Here is a 14,147-nt window from a genome sequence, read left to right as displayed (position 1 = left end):
TGGGGAAGCGATGAAAGAGCATATGCCAGGTAATTACCCGGTGGTAGAGAACGAGCTGGATATCCGCGGCCTGTTCCGTACGCTGTGGCAGGGCAAATTCTGGATTATCGGAATTGCCTTTGTGTTTGCCCTTATTGCGCTGATTTACACCTTTTTAGCGAAACAAGAGTGGAGTGCAACGGCTATCACTGATCGTCCAACGGTCAATATGCTGGGGGGCTACTATTCTCAGCAACAGTTTCTGCGCAACCTCGATGTGAAAGCGAATATGGCGACGGCGGATCAGCCTTCGGTCATGGACGAAGCCTATAAAGAATTCGTTGTGCAGCTTTCTGCATATGATACCCGTAGGGATTTCTGGCTACAGACGGATTACTACAAGCAGCGTCAGGTCGGTAACAGTAAAGCGGATGCCGCGCTATTGGATGAGATTGTCGACAATATCCAGTACACCCCTGGTGACAGCGCGCGCAATATTAACGACAGCGTCAAACTGGTGGCTGAAACCGCTGCAGATGCCAACAATCTTTTACGGCAATACGTTGCTTTTGCAAGCCAGCGCGCGGCTAGCCACCTGAACGAAGAGTTGACCGGGGCCTGGGCGGCCCGTACCGTTCAGATGAAAGCGCAGGTTAAACGGCAGGAGGCTGTCGCGCACTCTATCTACGATCGCAAAGTAAAAAGCATTGAGCAGGCGTTGAAAATCGCTCAACAGCAAAATATCACCCGCAGCGAAACGAATGTTCCCGCAGAAGAACTTCCGGATTCAGAAATGTTCATGCTGGGCCGCCCTATGTTGCAGGCACGCCTGGAAAGCCTTCAGGCCGTGGGCCCTGATTTTGATATCGATTACGATCAAAACCGGGCGATGCTGAACACGCTGAATGTCGGACCAACCGTCGATACTCGTTTCCAAAACTATCGCTATTTACGCACGCCAGAAGAGCCAGTTAAGCGTGACAGCCCTCGTCGTGCATTCCTGCTGATTATGTGGGGTGCGGTTGGGGCACTGGTTGGTGCTGGAGTAGCTTTAGCTCGCCGTCCAAAGACCGCGTAGGCCCTTTATCTTGTGGAGGAGCGATGGAATGCCTCCACTTTATTCAACATAAGAGAATCACCGTGAAAGTATTAACCGTTTTTGGCACGCGCCCGGAAGCTATTAAAATGGCGCCGTTGGTGGATGCGTTGGCAAAAGACGCGTTTTTTGACGCGAAAGTATGTGTAACGGCACAGCATCGTGAGATGTTGGATCAGGTATTACATCTCTTTTCCATTACGCCAGACTATGACTTAAACATTATGAAACCGGGGCAGGGCTTGACGGAAATTACCTGCCGAATTCTGGAAGGGCTGAAGCCTATTTTGGAATCCTTTAAGCCGGACGTTGTTTTGGTTCATGGCGATACAACCACGACCGTTGCTGCAAGCCTTGCTGCCTTCTACCAGCGGATCCCTGTTGGACACGTTGAGGCGGGGTTACGTACCGGCGACCTTTACTCCCCGTGGCCGGAGGAAGCAAACCGTACATTAACTGGACATCTTGCTTCCTGGCATTTTGCACCGACGGAAAACTCGCGTCAGAACCTGCTGAAAGAAAATATCAGCGAACAAAAAATCTTCGTGACTGGCAATAGCGTTATTGATGCCTTGCTCTCAGTGCGAGATCGCGTCCTGACTCAGGAATCTGTACGCCAGGAAATAGAGGCGAAACATCCCTTCCTCGATGCCGGAAAAAAAATGATTCTGGTCACCGGACACCGTCGGGAAAGTTTCGGCGAAGGGTTTGAGCGTATCTGCCACGCGTTGGCAAAAATTGCCGCACAAAACAGCGATGTGCAAATCGTATATCCGGTTCATATGAATCCAAACGTCAGTGAGCCGGTAAGACGAATTTTGGGGCACGTTGATAACGTTGTTTTGATTGAGCCTCAGGAGTATCTGCCGTTTGTTTATCTCATGGATCGCGCCTGGCTTATTTTGACCGATTCCGGCGGGATTCAGGAAGAGGCCCCCTCTCTTGGGAAGCCAGTGTTAGTCATGCGTGACACCACTGAGCGTCCTGAAGCTGTTGCCGCCGGCACTGTACGGCTGGTGGGGACTGATGAAGAGCGAATTGTGGCAGAGGTCACTCGACTGCTCAGCGATGAGCAAGAATACCAGGCGATGAGCCGTGCCCATAACCCTTACGGGGATGGAGAAGCCTGCCGCCGTATTTTGAATGCCTTAAAACAACATCAGGTGAGATCATGAGTTTTGCCACCATCTCCGTTATTGGCCTTGGTTACATAGGCCTGCCTACCGCTGCCGCGTTTGCCTCCAGCAAGCGAAAAGTCATCGGCGTGGACATTAACCAGCGGGCGGTCGACACCATTAATCGAGGTGAAATTCACATCGTTGAGCCTGATTTAGACAAAGTGGTGAAATCTGCCGTTGAGGGCGGATACCTGAGCGCTACCGTGCAGCCCGTCGAGGCCGATGCTTATCTGATTGCTGTGCCGACCCCTTTTAAGGGCGATCATGAACCCGACATGGTTTATGTGAAATCGGCTGCAGAATCCATTGCGCCCGTACTTAAGAAAGGGGGGCTTGTCGTGCTGGAATCAACCTCTCCCGTCGGCGCGACGGAGCAAATGGCGGAATGGCTGGCTGCCCTGCGTCCGGATTTGAGCTTCCCTCAACAGGTAGGGGAGCTTGCGGATATCAATATCGCCTATTGCCCGGAACGCGTTTTACCGGGGCAGGTGATGGTTGAGCTTATCAAAAACGATCGCGTCGTTGGCGGTATGACGCCGGTATGTTCTGCCCGCGCAAGCGAGTTGTATAACATTTTCCTTAAAGGCGAATGTATTATCACCAACTCTCGCACAGCCGAAATGTGTAAACTGACGGAAAACAGCTTCCGCGATGTTAATATTGCTTTTGCTAACGAACTCTCGCTGATTTGTGCCGATCAGGGGATTAACGTCTGGGAACTTATCCGCCTGGCCAATCGCCATCCTCGCGTGAATGTACTGCAGCCTGGGCCCGGCGTTGGCGGGCACTGTATTGCGGTCGATCCATGGTTTATCGTTTCGCAAAATCCGGAGCAGGCTCGTCTTATCCGCACCGCACGTGAAGTGAACGACGGCAAGCCGTTCTGGGTCATTAATCAGGTTAAAGCTGCGATAGCCGATTGCCTGGCTGAAACAGGCCGCCGCGCCAGCGAATTAACCATCGCCTGCTTCGGTCTTGCTTTCAAACCCAACATCGACGATTTACGTGAAAGTCCGGCAATGGAAATTGCCGAGATACTGGCCGAATGGCACAGCGGTAAAACGCTGGTGGTGGAACCCAATATCCACGAGTTACCAGGGAAGCTTGTCGGCCACTGTGAATTAACTTCGGCAGACGTCGCGCTTGCACAGGCTGACGTGCTGGTGATGCTGGTTGATCATAAAGAATTTAAAGCTGTTCCTGCTGATAAGGTGCATCAGCCGTGGATTGTCGACACCAAAGGTGTTTGGCGATAACTGACTATGAGCCCAATTCACGGCACCCTGACTCCTCTGGACTGGGAAAATCGTTTCTTTGACGTAAACAGCTGCGCGGTTCGCTTCTCTGAGGAAGCCCCCGCGCTGCAGGAAGATCAGTTAAATACCTGGTCGCGCGTCCAGGCAAAAATTCCCTCTCATCGTACCGACTGGCTGGATGGTCTGCAGCAGCTTGGCTTCCAGCTTGTCGAAGGTGAAGTGGATTTGGCCCTTTCTGTTGGCACGCAAAATGCAAATATTCCCGTCGATATCGCCCAGCCGAATGATATCCCTTCGCTTCGCCAGGCGGCTTCTCAGGTATTCACGCAAAGCCGCTTTCGTACGCCCTGGTATAAGGCCGGGGACAGCGGCCGTTTCTATGCGCAATGGATTGAAAACGCCGTCCTTGGCACGTTCGATCACCAGTGCCTGTTGCGGCAGAACGGCGATGAGCCCCAGGGCTTTGTGACGTTACGGCAGTTAAATGATGTCGAGGCCAGAATTGGCCTGCTTGCTGGACGAGGATTGGGCGAGGAACTGATGGCTGCTGCGCAAGACTGGTGTCGTCAGCGTGGTTTGCAAACCCTGCGGGTGGCAACTCAGGTGAGTAATACCGCCGCGCTGCGTCGCTACATTAAAAGCGGTGCCACCATAGAAAGCACCGCCTTCTGGTTATACAGGTGAAAAAATGATCCCATTTAACGCTCCGCCGGTCGTTGGTACTGAACTTGAATACATGCAGGCTGCTATGGGCAGCGGCAAACTGTGCGGAGACGGGGGATTTACTCGCCGCTGCCAGCAATGGATGGAGCAACGTTTTGGCAGCAAGAAAGTGCTGCTGACGCCGTCTTGTACAGCTTCGCTGGAGATGGCCGCTATCCTGCTGGATATCAAGCCTGGCGATGAAGTGATCATGCCGAGCTACACCTTTGTTTCGACGGCTAATGCCTTTGTGCTTCGAGGGGCCGTCATCGTCTTTGTGGACGTGCGCCCTGATACCATGAACATCGACGAAACAAAAATTGAAGCGGCAATTACTGAAAAAACGCGAGCTATCGTGCCGGTCCATTACGCAGGAGTGGCCTGTGAAATGGATACCATCATGGCCATCGCCAAAAAACATAACCTGTTTGTGGTGGAAGATGCCGCTCAGGGCGTGATGTCGACTTATAAAGGCCGCGCGCTGGGTGCAATTGGCCACATCGGGTGTTTCAGTTTTCATGAGACGAAAAACTACACCGCGGGCGGGGAAGGTGGCGCGACGCTCATTAACGACCCTGCTTTAATCGAGCGGGCAGAAATCATTCGTGAGAAAGGCACCAACCGCAGTCAGTTCTTCCGCGGTCAGGTGGATAAATACACCTGGCGTGATATTGGCTCAAGCTACCTAATGGCCGATCTGCAGGCGGCTTATCTTTGGGCGCAGCTTGAAGCGGCAGAACAGATTAACCAGCAGCGTCTGAAGCTGTGGCAAACCTATCACGACGCTCTTTTGCCGTTAGCAAAAGCCGGGCGTATCGAACTTCCGACTATTCCTCAAAATTGCGTGCAGAATGCCCATATGTTCTACATCAAGCTGCGCGATATTGAAGACCGCAGCGCGCTGATTTCCTACCTGAAAGAAGCGGAGATCCTGGCGGTGTTCCACTACATTCCGCTGCATACTTGCCCGGCCGGTGAGAAATTTGGTCGATTCCACGGGGAAGATCGCTTCACCACTCGTGAAAGTGAGCGTTTGCTTCGCCTGCCGCTTTTCTATAACTTGCCGCCAGTGAACCAACGCACCGTCATCAATACGCTGCAAAGCTACTTCGCCTGAGATGTCGTTAGCTAAAGCATCACTGTGGACCGCCGGGTCCACGCTGGTAAAAATTGGTGCCGGTTTGCTGGTGGTCAAAATGCTGGCCGTTGCCTTTGGCCCTTCTGGGGTGGGGTTGGCCGGTAATTTTCGTCAGATGGTGACCGTGCTCGGCGTGCTTGCTGGTGCGGGTATTTTTAACGGTGTCACCAAATACGTTGCTGAACATCATGACAATCCGGAGCAGTTAAAGCGGGTACTTGGCACCTCCTCGGCGATGGTGTTGGGTTTTTCGTCGCTGCTGGCCGTGATTTTCGTTCTGGCCGCGGGACCGATAAGCCTTGGATTGTTTGGTCATGCGGACTACCAGAACCTGGTGCGTCTGGTGGCACTGGTTCAGATGGGCATTGCCTGGGCAAACCTGTCGCTGGCCATTATGAAGGGGTTTCGTGATGCGGCGGGTAACGCACTTGCGTTAATTGCAGGCAGCGTTGTTGGCGTGCTGGCTTATTATGCTTGCTATCGCTTCGGCGGTTACCAGGGGGCGCTGTTAGGTCTCGCGTTGGTCCCCGCTCTGGTCGTCGTTCCTGCGGTGCTTATGCTGGTCAGGCGTGAACATGTTCCGCTGGGCTATTTGAGACCGAGCTGGGATAAGCTGCTGGCCAGCCATCTTGGCAAGTTTACGCTCATGGCGCTGATCACCTCAGTCACGCTCCCCGTGGCCTATGTGATGATGCGAAACCTGCTGGCGGAACATTACAGTTGGGACGAAGTCGGTATCTGGCAAGGGGTAAGCAGTATTTCAGATGCTTATCTGCAGTTTATTACGGCATCTTTTAGCGTTTACCTGTTGCCAACGCTTGCTCGTCTGAAAGAAAAAAGCGCCATCACGCGTGAAATTGTGCGCTCGCTAAAGTTTGTTCTGCCCGCCGTGGCAGCCGCAAGCCTGACAGTCTGGCTGCTGCGTGATTTCGCCATCTGGCTACTGTTTTCGCCAAAATTTATCGCCATGCGTGATTTGTTTGCCTGGCAGCTGGTGGGGGATGTGCTGAAGGTAGGCGCCTATGTGTTTGGCTATTTGGTTATCGCGAAGGCGTCACTGCGCTTTTATATTTTGACTGAAATCAGTCAGTTTATGCTGTTAACCGGCTTTTCGCGTTGGTTAATACCTGCTCATGGTGCGCTGGGCGCGGCTCAGGCTTATATGGCGACCTATATTGTTTATTTTGCGCTCTGCTGTGGCGTATTTCTTATTTATCGTAGACGAGCATGACAACACTGATTCACGTATTGGGATCTGATATCCCGCATCATAATCAGACGGTATTACGTTTTTTTAACGACGTTCTGTCCGCCACGACGCCTCATGCACGAGAGTTTATCGTGGTTTCAGAGGATCGCTCTTTGTTGTCCGCTTTTCCGGCGCTGTCGATCTCTCTATGCCCTTCAAAGCAGGCTATTGCCGCAGAAATTGTGGCAAAAGCTCGAGCTAACCGACAGCAGCGTTTCTTTTTTCACGGGCAGTTTAACGGCAGTCTTTGGATTGCCTTGCTAACCGGGGGACTAAAGCCGGAGCAGGTGAACTGGCATATCTGGGGAGCCGATCTTTATGAGGTATCACGCAGCATCAAATTTCGGCTTTTTTACCAGTTACGCCGTTTTGCCCAAGGGCGAGTTGGGCGCGTTTACGCCACGCGTGGGGATTTAAGCTATTTTCACCGGCGGCACCCACAGGTGCCTGGCGAGCTGTTGTATTTCCCAACGCGTATGGATCCTGGCCTCAATACAATGGCTGTTGATCGGCAACACAGCGGGAAGCTGACGTTACTCGTGGGCAACTCTGGTGACCGCAGCAACCAGCATGTTGATGCACTGAAGGCTATTCATCAGCAATTTGGCGACACGGTGCGCATTGTTGTGCCGATGGGATACCCGACAAATAACGAAGCTTATATTGCAGAAGTAAAGCAGGCTGGCAGCGGTTTATTTAGCCCGGAAAATTTTGACGTGCTGACGGAAAAAATCGAATTCAATGATTACCTCACTCTGCTGCGTCAGTGCGATCTCGGCTATTTTATCTTTGCACGCCAGCAGGGCATCGGCACGCTTTGCTTACTGATTCAGGCCGGGATCCCCTGCGTGCTGAACCGGAAAAATCCTTTCTGGCAAGACATGGTTGAGCAGCATATTCCGGTGCTCTTTACCGAGGATATCCTGGATGAGGCGACGGTGCGGGAAGCTCAGCGCCAGCTACGCTTACTGGATAAACAAAGCATCGCTTTCTTTAACCCTAACTATATCGATGGGTGGCATCGCGCGCTTAGCACCGCGGCTGGAGAGCAAAAATGAGTCTGACGCAATTTGGCGGGTTATTTGTTGTCTGGTTCCTGTCGGTCGGGTTTATCGGATTGTTGACGTATCAAGAGTTTCGCCGCGTGCGCTTTAACTTCAACGTCTTCTTTTCACTGCTTTACCTGTTGACCTTTTTCTTCGGCTTTCCGTTTACCTGTACCCTGGTGTTTCGTTTTGGGGTATCGGTGGTGCCCGCGGACGTGCTGTTGCAAGCTCAGCTCGCAGCGGCCTGTTTCTATGGCATTTACTATGTGACCTATAAAACGCGGCTTAGGGCGAAGGCAGGGCACATGGAGCGGCGTCCACTATTTACCATGAATCGCGTTGAGACGAACCTGACGTGGCTGATGCTGGTGTTAGTGGCTCTGGTCAGCGTCGGCATCTTCTTTGCCCATAACGGCTTCCTGTTGTTTAAGCTGCATTCTTACAGCCAAATTTTCTCCAGTGAAGTGTCAGGCGTAGCGCTTAAGCGCTTCTTCTATTTCTTTATACCAGCCATGCTGGTGGTTTACTTTCTGCGTCAGGACAGCTGGGCCTGGATCTTCTTCCTGGTCAGTACTGTGGGTTTCGGCCTGTTAACGTACATGATTGTCGGCGGGACGCGTGCCAACATCATCATCGCCTTCGCCATCTTCTTGTTTATCGGCATTATTCGCGGGTGGATCTCTCTCTGGATGCTGGCGGCGGCGGGTGTGCTAGGGATCGTCGGGATGTTCTGGCTGGCGCTTAAGCGCTACGGCCTGAACGTCAGCGGTGACGAAGCGTTTTATACCTTCCTTTATTTGACCCGAGATACGTTCTCTCCGTGGGAGAATCTGGGTCTCTTGCTGCAAAATTACGACAAGATTGAATTCCAGGGGCTCGCACCTATTATTCGGGATTTCTACGTATTTATCCCCAGTTGGGTCTGGCCAGATCGTCCTGGCACGGTGCTGAATACCGCGAACTATTTCACCTGGCAGGTACTGAACAACCATTCGGGACTGGCCATTTCCCCAACGCTGATCGGCTCGCTGGTGGTGATGGGCGGCGTGTGGTTTATCCCACTCGGGGCAGTTGTCGTCGGCTTGATTATCAAATGGTTTGACTGGCTGTATGAGCTGGCGAACAGAGAAAGTAATCGCTATAAAGCGGCAATAATCTATGCGTTCTGCTTCGGGGCGATTTTCAATATGATCGTTCTGGCTCGTGAGGGGCTGGACTCTTTTGTTTCACGCGTGGTGTTCTTCCTGGTCATTTTTGGCGCCTGCCTTGTTGTGGCAAAATTACTTTATTGGCTATTTGAAAGCGCGGGGCTTATTCATCAGCGCTTGCGCCGCGTGTCCGCAGTCGACGCGCAAAATGCATGACAAGGATATTCATGAACAACTCTACTGAAGCCCCTTTTTATACTCTTCGTGGTCTTGACCTGTTGGGATGGCGAGATATGCAGCATGCGCTGGATTATCTCTATGCGGGGGGGCGATTGCGCCAGGGGACGTTAGTGGCGATTAATGCTGAAAAAGTGCTGACGGCAGAAGACGATGAGCAAACTCGCGGTCTGATTGCGGCAGCGGAATACAAATACGCCGACGGCATCAGCGTCGTTCGCTCCATCCGGAAAAAATACCCTGAAGCTGTGGTTAATCGCGTAGCGGGGGCCGATCTGTGGGAAGCCTTGATGGTACGGGCGGGTCAGGAAGGGACCCCGGTATTTTTGGTGGGCGGCCAGCCCGACGTTCTTGCGCAGACCGAAGCTAAGCTACGGCAGCTTTGGCAGGTCAATATTGTCGGCAGCCAGGACGGTTATTTTACCGATGCGCAGCGGCCAGCCTTGTTTGAGCGCATTCGTGACAGTGGGGCTGAGCTTGTTACCGTCGCGATGGGCTCGCCACGTCAGGAGATCCTGATGCAGGCGTGTCGGAAGGTCCATCCCCATGCGCTTTATATGGGCGTCGGTGGTACATATGACGTATTTACCGGGCGAGTAAAGCGGGCGCCTAAGGTTTGGCAAAAATTCGGGCTGGAGTGGTTATACCGGCTGTTATCCCAGCCAACCAGAATCAAAAGACAACTCAGACTGCTGCGCTATCAGCGCTGGCATCTGACCGGTAAGCTTTAAACCTTTCAACGCGCTCATCCGGGCGCGTTTTGCTTTCTCTGCACGATTTTCAACCAGACTTATTCCAGTTTGTTACGCAGTTATTTGTAATTTTGTAAAAAATACGGAACCATTGCGCCAACTCGATGCAGTGCCGTAGTGATGTTGCGCCAGCAAATCTCTTGCCGACGCTGCATGGCCTGTTATTGACCCTGGCAACAACCAAACACAATAACCGGTAAAAACCGGAGTAAAGCAAACACAATACAGAGGATTTATGGCAGAGAAAAAAGCAGAGCTGCAGCGCGGGCTGGAAGCTCGACACATCGAACTTATCGCCCTGGGAGGGACCATTGGTGTTGGCCTGTTTATGGGCGCCGCCAGTACCCTCAAATGGGCCGGACCGTCGGTACTGCTGGCGTACATTATTGCGGGCCTGTTCGTGTTCTTTATTATGCGTTCAATGGGAGAAATGTTGTTCCTTGAACCCGTAGCCGGGTCGTTTGCCGTCTATGCGCACCGCTATATGAGCCCCTTTTTCGGCTATCTGACGGCCTGGTCTTACTGGTTTATGTGGATGGCGGTTGGCATCTCCGAAATTACAGCGATTGGCGTCTACGTCCAATACTGGTTCCCGGATCTTCCTCAGTGGCTGCCCGCCATTTTTGCCGTAGGGCTTGTGGCGCTGGCAAACCTTGCGGCAGTGCGCCTTTACGGGGAAATCGAGTTCTGGTTTGCAATGATTAAAGTGACAACCATCATCGTGATGATTGTCGTTGGCCTGGGCGTTATCTTTTTCGGTTTTGGAAATCATGGTCAGGCGACTGGCTTTAGCAACCTTACAGAGCACGGCGGCTTCTTTGCTGGCGGCTGGAAAGGATTCCTGACCGCGTTGTGTATTGTTGTGGCTTCCTATCAGGGCGTGGAGTTAATTGGTATTACCGCCGGCGAAGCTAAGAACCCGCAGGTCACCTTACGCAGTGCCGTAGGGAAAGTGCTGTGGCGTATTCTGATTTTCTATGTGGGCGCGATTTTCGTTATCGTCACTATTTTCCCATGGAACCAAATCGGCACTACAGGTAGCCCGTTTGTACTGACCTTCGCGAAAATAGGCATCACCGCGGCGGCAGGGATTATTAACTTTGTTGTTTTGACGGCGGCATTGTCTGGCTGTAACAGCGGTATGTACAGCTGTGGGCGTATGCTGTATGCCCTGGCGAAAAACCGCCAGCTCCCGGCCAAAATGGCGAAAGTTTCCCGTAGCGGCGTGCCTGTCGTTGGGGTAGCTGTTTCTATCGGTATTTTGCTGCTCGGTTCTTGTCTGAATTACATCATTCCAAATCCGCAGCGCGTTTTCGTTTATGTCTACAGCGCCAGCGTATTACCGGGCATGGTGCCGTGGTTTGTGATCCTGATTAGCCAGATTCGCTTCCGTAAGGCGCACCGGGAAGCCATTGCCAGCCACCCGTTCCGATCTATTTTATTCCCGTGGGCTAACTACCTGACCATGGCGTTCCTGGCGTGTGTGCTTGTGGGGATGGGCTTGAATGAAGATACGCGAATGTCGCTGACGGTCGGCGTTGTTTTCCTGGCTGCGGTGACGTTGGTTTATAAGGTGTTTGGCCTGAATAAGCATGCCGTTAGTGAAAAACTGAACGGATAAGCATCAGGATGCACAAAGCATAACCAAACGCGCAGTTTTGCGAGTATTTTATTGAAATAAGCACTAGACAGCTGAGCACGAAGCCCGTATTATCCGACCCCGCAACGGCGCTACGCGCCCGTAGCTCAGCTGGATAGAGCGCTGCCCTCCGGAGGCAGAGGTCTCAGGTTCGAATCCTGTCGGGCGCACCATTTATTATAATGGCGCTAGAGCTGCGGTGGTATCATGTACCGCGTGAAAGTTTTACAGTGGTGGCTATAGCTCAGTTGGTAGAGCCCTGGATTGTGATTCCAGTTGTCGTGGGTTCGAGTCCCATTAGCCACCCCATTAATTTAGATGTATGCGAAGGTGGCGGAATTGGTAGACGCGCTAGCTTCAGGTGTTAGTGTTCTTACGGACGTGAGGGTTCAAGTCCCTCTCTTCGCACCACACCTAAATTAATCAGCAGTATAAGCAGTATTTCGGCGAGTAGCGCAGCTTGGTAGCGCAACTGGTTTGGGACCAGTGGGTCGGAGGTTCGAATCCTCTCTCGCCGACCAAATTTTAAAAGCCCTTCTAAAGAAGGGTTTTTGCTTTCAGCCCGGAGCCCTAATAAGCTTTTGATGTGTTGAAAGCAGCAGTAAAAGCAGTATTTCGGCGAGTAGCGCAGCTTGGTAGCGCAACTGGTTTGGGACCAGTGGGTCGGAGGTTCGAATCCTCTCTCGCCGACCACTTTAGAAAAGGCCAGCTTTCGAGCTGGCCTTTTTGCATCTGAAGCTTACAGAGGATGAGAACCTTCGAAGGAGGTTTGAGCCGAGCGCAGCGAGACAACGTTGCTTCAGCAACGGCCCTTAGGGGAATAATCCTCTCTCGCCGACCACTTTAGAAAAGGCCAGCTTTCGAGCTGGCCTTTTTGCATCTGAAACTTACAGAGGATGAGAACCTTCGAAGGAGGTTTGAGCCGAGCGTAGCGAGGCAACGTTGCTTCAGCAACGGCCCGCAGGGGATGTCTCCCCTCGCAAATTCCCGCGGTCGCAAACCCACCCTTGTCATTCTGCCGCTGAAATTGTCGCCTGGGTGCGACAATCGGGTGATTTTGTGTCTTCAAATGGAGACATTTAATCTCATGTTTTTATTTGGTTTTTTTATTTAAGCCACGGCTTGTCTCCTGGAGGAGACAATTTATTTCTGCCGGTGCAGGCCGGCGGGAAAGCCTGGAGGAGAAAGCTTTGTGGTGCTAATACTATGAAAATACTAATTTTGGTAGTTGAGTCCGTTTCTGCATGCAAACCTGGCATGTATTGTGCAATAATACCTGCGTAGATGCTCATTCCACTTCTTATGTTTGCTTCGGCTTCATAAACCAAGGAATGACGCAGAGCCGATTACGGTGCTTATCGTCCACCGACAGATGTCGCCCCCATGGGGTCTCATCGAACACCCTGGACATAACGTTGAGTGAAGCACCACTTAGTTGTCAAACAGACCTGTTTTAACACCTGCCTTTTGGCAGGTGTTTTTTTTTGCGTGGGAAAAAGAAAAGGGCGGTAGAGCTCCGCCCTGATGATCAGCTGTTAGAGGGAGTTTGCAGCGTGAGCAACAGACCGTCACGACGCATGAGGGCGGCTTCTTCAGGCTTATGTAATTTGTCGAGAGAGTCTGCCAGCCAGGCGTAATCGTAGGCATCCGGGCGCTGTTTAATGGCCTCACGGAATGCATCACATGCCTGCTGCCATTCACCGTGTTTCATCAGCAACTGGCCAAGCGTACTCTGCAGTAAAGGGCGATCGCCTTGCGTTTTGATCTGCTGGCGCAATGCTTTCTCTAACTGCTCTGGGTTACCTGACTTCAGACGCGGCATCAGCAATACCAGACGATCGTCATACTGGCGCTTCAGCCCGTCAAGGATGATCTCCTGGGCGGCGTCGTGATCATCGCACTCAATAAGATGCTCTGCCATGGCGACCTGCAGCGTGGTCTGGTGGCGCGTTTTACGGCTTTGATTACGCCACCAGGTTTTGAGGCCTTCGTTACCCTGTCCGGCCATCGCCTGATCCATAAGGCCGATCCAAGCCTGCTGTTGCAGCGCATCGCGGTGGGCTTCATCCCCAATCTGCACTTTTTCCATGGTCGGCAGAATATCCAGCAGGGAACTCCACGCGCCGGTTCGCAGGTAAGCTTGCTCGGCCAGGCGAAGCACTTCAGGATGGCGCGGCGCAATTTCCAGAAGCTTATCAATGCCGTGGCGTGCGGCGTGGTTTTCATTGCGGGCAAGCTGCAGGCGAACGCGAGCGATTTCGACCGGGAGCTGATCGCTATCCGCCAGTTCGGCGGCGCGCTCTAAATGCTGGTTCGCACGAATTTCATCCCCGCGTTGCTGGGCGGCTTCGGCAGCCAGCAAGTAGTTAACCACCGGCTGTTCGGCGTGATCGGCATTCTTACTCATCAGCTTCTCAACCTGCTGATAATCGCCTTCGGCCAGTTTCAACAATGCGGCTTTGGTCTGTTTGCGGGCGCGGCTGCGTTTGCGGCCCAGGAACCACCCACGGGTACGGGCACCGGTACGGAAAATGCGGCGCAATACCCATTCGATGGCGAACAACACCAGCATGGTCAGGATCAGAATAATGACTAATCCGGTCACGCTGGTTTCAATGTTGTAGTTATCGGTCTGGATTAAAACATAGCCCTGATGGCCTGCCAGCATTGGGCCCAGCACGATGCCCGCAATCAGCAGCAGGAAGAGCAATAAGACTTTAATCATAC

11 protein-coding genes, 5 tRNA genes and 2 other RNA genes are annotated in these 14,147 nt (G+C 52.6%); 17 read left to right on the top strand and 1 reads right to left on the bottom strand.

From position 1 onward, the window contains the following. Window positions 1-10: 10 nt before the first annotated feature. From wzzE to WFK85_RS20020, 17 genes are all read left to right on the top strand, one after another. A complete protein-coding gene (gene wzzE / locus WFK85_RS20100; RefSeq protein ID WP_008455554.1) occupies window positions 11-1,057 on the top strand; it encodes an ECA polysaccharide chain length modulation protein in 1,047 nt (348 codons plus the stop codon). Between the two features lie 62 nt (window positions 1,058-1,119). Further along, window positions 1,120-2,250 carry a non-hydrolyzing UDP-N-acetylglucosamine 2-epimerase gene (gene wecB / locus WFK85_RS20095; RefSeq protein ID WP_336709244.1) on the top strand — a complete coding sequence of 377 codons (1,131 nt, stop codon included), beginning with the start codon at window positions 1,120-1,122 and terminating at the stop codon, window positions 2,248-2,250. Then, on the top strand, window positions 2,247-3,509 hold the full coding sequence (gene wecC / locus WFK85_RS20090) for a UDP-N-acetyl-D-mannosamine dehydrogenase (protein ID WP_166995851.1): 1,263 nt from the start codon (window positions 2,247-2,249) through the stop codon (window positions 3,507-3,509). Before wecB ends, wecC begins: the two co-directional genes overlap by 4 nt. Window positions 3,510-3,515: 6 nt before the next feature. Beyond that, on the top strand, window positions 3,516-4,193 hold the full coding sequence (gene rffC, locus WFK85_RS20085) for a dTDP-4-amino-4,6-dideoxy-D-galactose acyltransferase (protein WP_166995853.1): 678 nt from the start codon (window positions 3,516-3,518) through the stop codon (window positions 4,191-4,193). Window positions 4,194-4,197: 4 nt separating this feature from the next. Then, window positions 4,198-5,328, top strand: coding sequence for a dTDP-4-amino-4,6-dideoxygalactose transaminase (gene rffA, locus WFK85_RS20080; protein ID WP_008455546.1), 1,131 nt, complete (start codon window positions 4,198-4,200; stop codon window positions 5,326-5,328). A 1-nt stretch (window position 5,329) separates the two neighbouring features. Further along, on the top strand, window positions 5,330-6,580 hold the full coding sequence (gene wzxE, locus WFK85_RS20075) for a lipid III flippase WzxE (RefSeq protein ID WP_166995855.1): 1,251 nt from the start codon (window positions 5,330-5,332) through the stop codon (window positions 6,578-6,580). Continuing rightward, window positions 6,577-7,656: a TDP-N-acetylfucosamine:lipid II N-acetylfucosaminyltransferase gene (locus WFK85_RS20070; protein WP_166995857.1), complete on the top strand. Its 1,080-nt coding sequence runs from the start codon at window positions 6,577-6,579 to the stop codon at window positions 7,654-7,656. The genes wzxE and WFK85_RS20070 overlap by 4 nt, the downstream gene beginning before the upstream one ends. Next, the gene (gene wzyE / locus WFK85_RS20065) at window positions 7,653-9,008 is read left to right on the top strand and encodes an ECA oligosaccharide polymerase (protein ID WP_166995859.1); all 1,356 of its coding nucleotides are present in this window, start codon (window positions 7,653-7,655) and stop codon (window positions 9,006-9,008) included. Before WFK85_RS20070 ends, wzyE begins: the two co-directional genes overlap by 4 nt. An 11-nt stretch (window positions 9,009-9,019) precedes the next feature. Next, complete coding sequence (gene wecG, locus WFK85_RS20060) at window positions 9,020-9,760, top strand: lipopolysaccharide N-acetylmannosaminouronosyltransferase (RefSeq protein WP_166995861.1); 741 nt, start codon at window positions 9,020-9,022, stop codon at window positions 9,758-9,760. A gap of 256 nt (window positions 9,761-10,016) precedes the next feature. Beyond that, entirely contained in the window at window positions 10,017-11,402 is a 1,386-nt protein-coding gene (thrP, locus tag WFK85_RS20055) for a bifunctional threonine/serine APC transporter ThrP (protein ID WP_008455535.1), read from the top strand. A gap of 114 nt (window positions 11,403-11,516) precedes the next feature. Then, window positions 11,517-11,593: transfer RNA gene (locus WFK85_RS20050), tRNA-Arg, on the top strand. A 60-nt stretch (window positions 11,594-11,653) separates the two neighbouring features. Next, window positions 11,654-11,729 (top strand) — tRNA-His (locus WFK85_RS20045). 15 nt (window positions 11,730-11,744) lie between these two features. After that, window positions 11,745-11,831, top strand: a tRNA-Leu gene (locus WFK85_RS20040). 33 nt (window positions 11,832-11,864) lie between these two features. Next, window positions 11,865-11,941: transfer RNA gene (locus tag WFK85_RS20035), tRNA-Pro, on the top strand. 95 nt (window positions 11,942-12,036) lie between these two features. Then, window positions 12,037-12,113: transfer RNA gene (locus tag WFK85_RS20030), tRNA-Pro, on the top strand. A gap of 34 nt (window positions 12,114-12,147) precedes the next feature. After that, window positions 12,148-12,261: non-coding RNA, RtT sRNA (locus WFK85_RS20025), on the top strand. Between the two features lie 34 nt (window positions 12,262-12,295). Continuing rightward, a non-coding RNA gene (locus WFK85_RS20020) (RtT sRNA) lies at window positions 12,296-12,423 on the top strand. A 525-nt stretch (window positions 12,424-12,948) separates the two neighbouring features. Here the strand turns inward: WFK85_RS20020 and hemY are convergent. Continuing rightward, window positions 12,949-14,145, bottom strand: coding sequence for a protoheme IX biogenesis protein HemY (gene hemY / locus WFK85_RS20015; protein ID WP_336709229.1), 1,197 nt, complete (start codon window positions 14,143-14,145; stop codon window positions 12,949-12,951). Between the last annotated feature and the right edge of the window lie 2 nt (window positions 14,146-14,147).

Origin of the sequence: Cedecea sp. VD22, from assembly GCF_037150195.1 — a bacterium.
GTDB lineage: Bacteria > Pseudomonadota > Gammaproteobacteria > Enterobacterales > Enterobacteriaceae > Cedecea.
The sequence above is the reverse complement of the archived record's forward strand: the minus strand, read 5'-3'. Positions and strand labels throughout refer to the sequence as shown.

Excerpts from the sequence above, each read along its gene's own strand:
- wzzE (WP_008455554.1), top strand. The coding sequence starts at position 11 with ATGAAAGAGCATATGCCAGGTAATTACCCGGTGGTAGAGAACGAGCTG.
- wecC (WP_166995851.1), top strand. The coding sequence starts at position 2,247 with ATGAGTTTTGCCACCATCTCCGTTATTGGCCTTGGTTACATAGGCCTG.
- rffC (WP_166995853.1), top strand. The coding sequence starts at position 3,516 with ATGAGCCCAATTCACGGCACCCTGACTCCTCTGGACTGGGAAAATCGT.
- rffA (WP_008455546.1), top strand. The coding sequence starts at position 4,198 with ATGATCCCATTTAACGCTCCGCCGGTCGTTGGTACTGAACTTGAATAC.
- wzxE (WP_166995855.1), top strand. The coding sequence starts at position 5,330 with ATGTCGTTAGCTAAAGCATCACTGTGGACCGCCGGGTCCACGCTGGTA.
- WFK85_RS20070 (WP_166995857.1), top strand. The coding sequence starts at position 6,577 with ATGACAACACTGATTCACGTATTGGGATCTGATATCCCGCATCATAAT.
- wzyE (WP_166995859.1), top strand. The coding sequence starts at position 7,653 with ATGAGTCTGACGCAATTTGGCGGGTTATTTGTTGTCTGGTTCCTGTCG.
- wecG (WP_166995861.1), top strand. The coding sequence starts at position 9,020 with ATGAACAACTCTACTGAAGCCCCTTTTTATACTCTTCGTGGTCTTGAC.
- thrP (WP_008455535.1), top strand. The coding sequence starts at position 10,017 with ATGGCAGAGAAAAAAGCAGAGCTGCAGCGCGGGCTGGAAGCTCGACAC.
- hemY (WP_336709229.1), bottom strand. The coding sequence starts at position 14,145 with ATGATTAAAGTCTTATTGCTCTTCCTGCTGCTGATTGCGGGCATCGTG.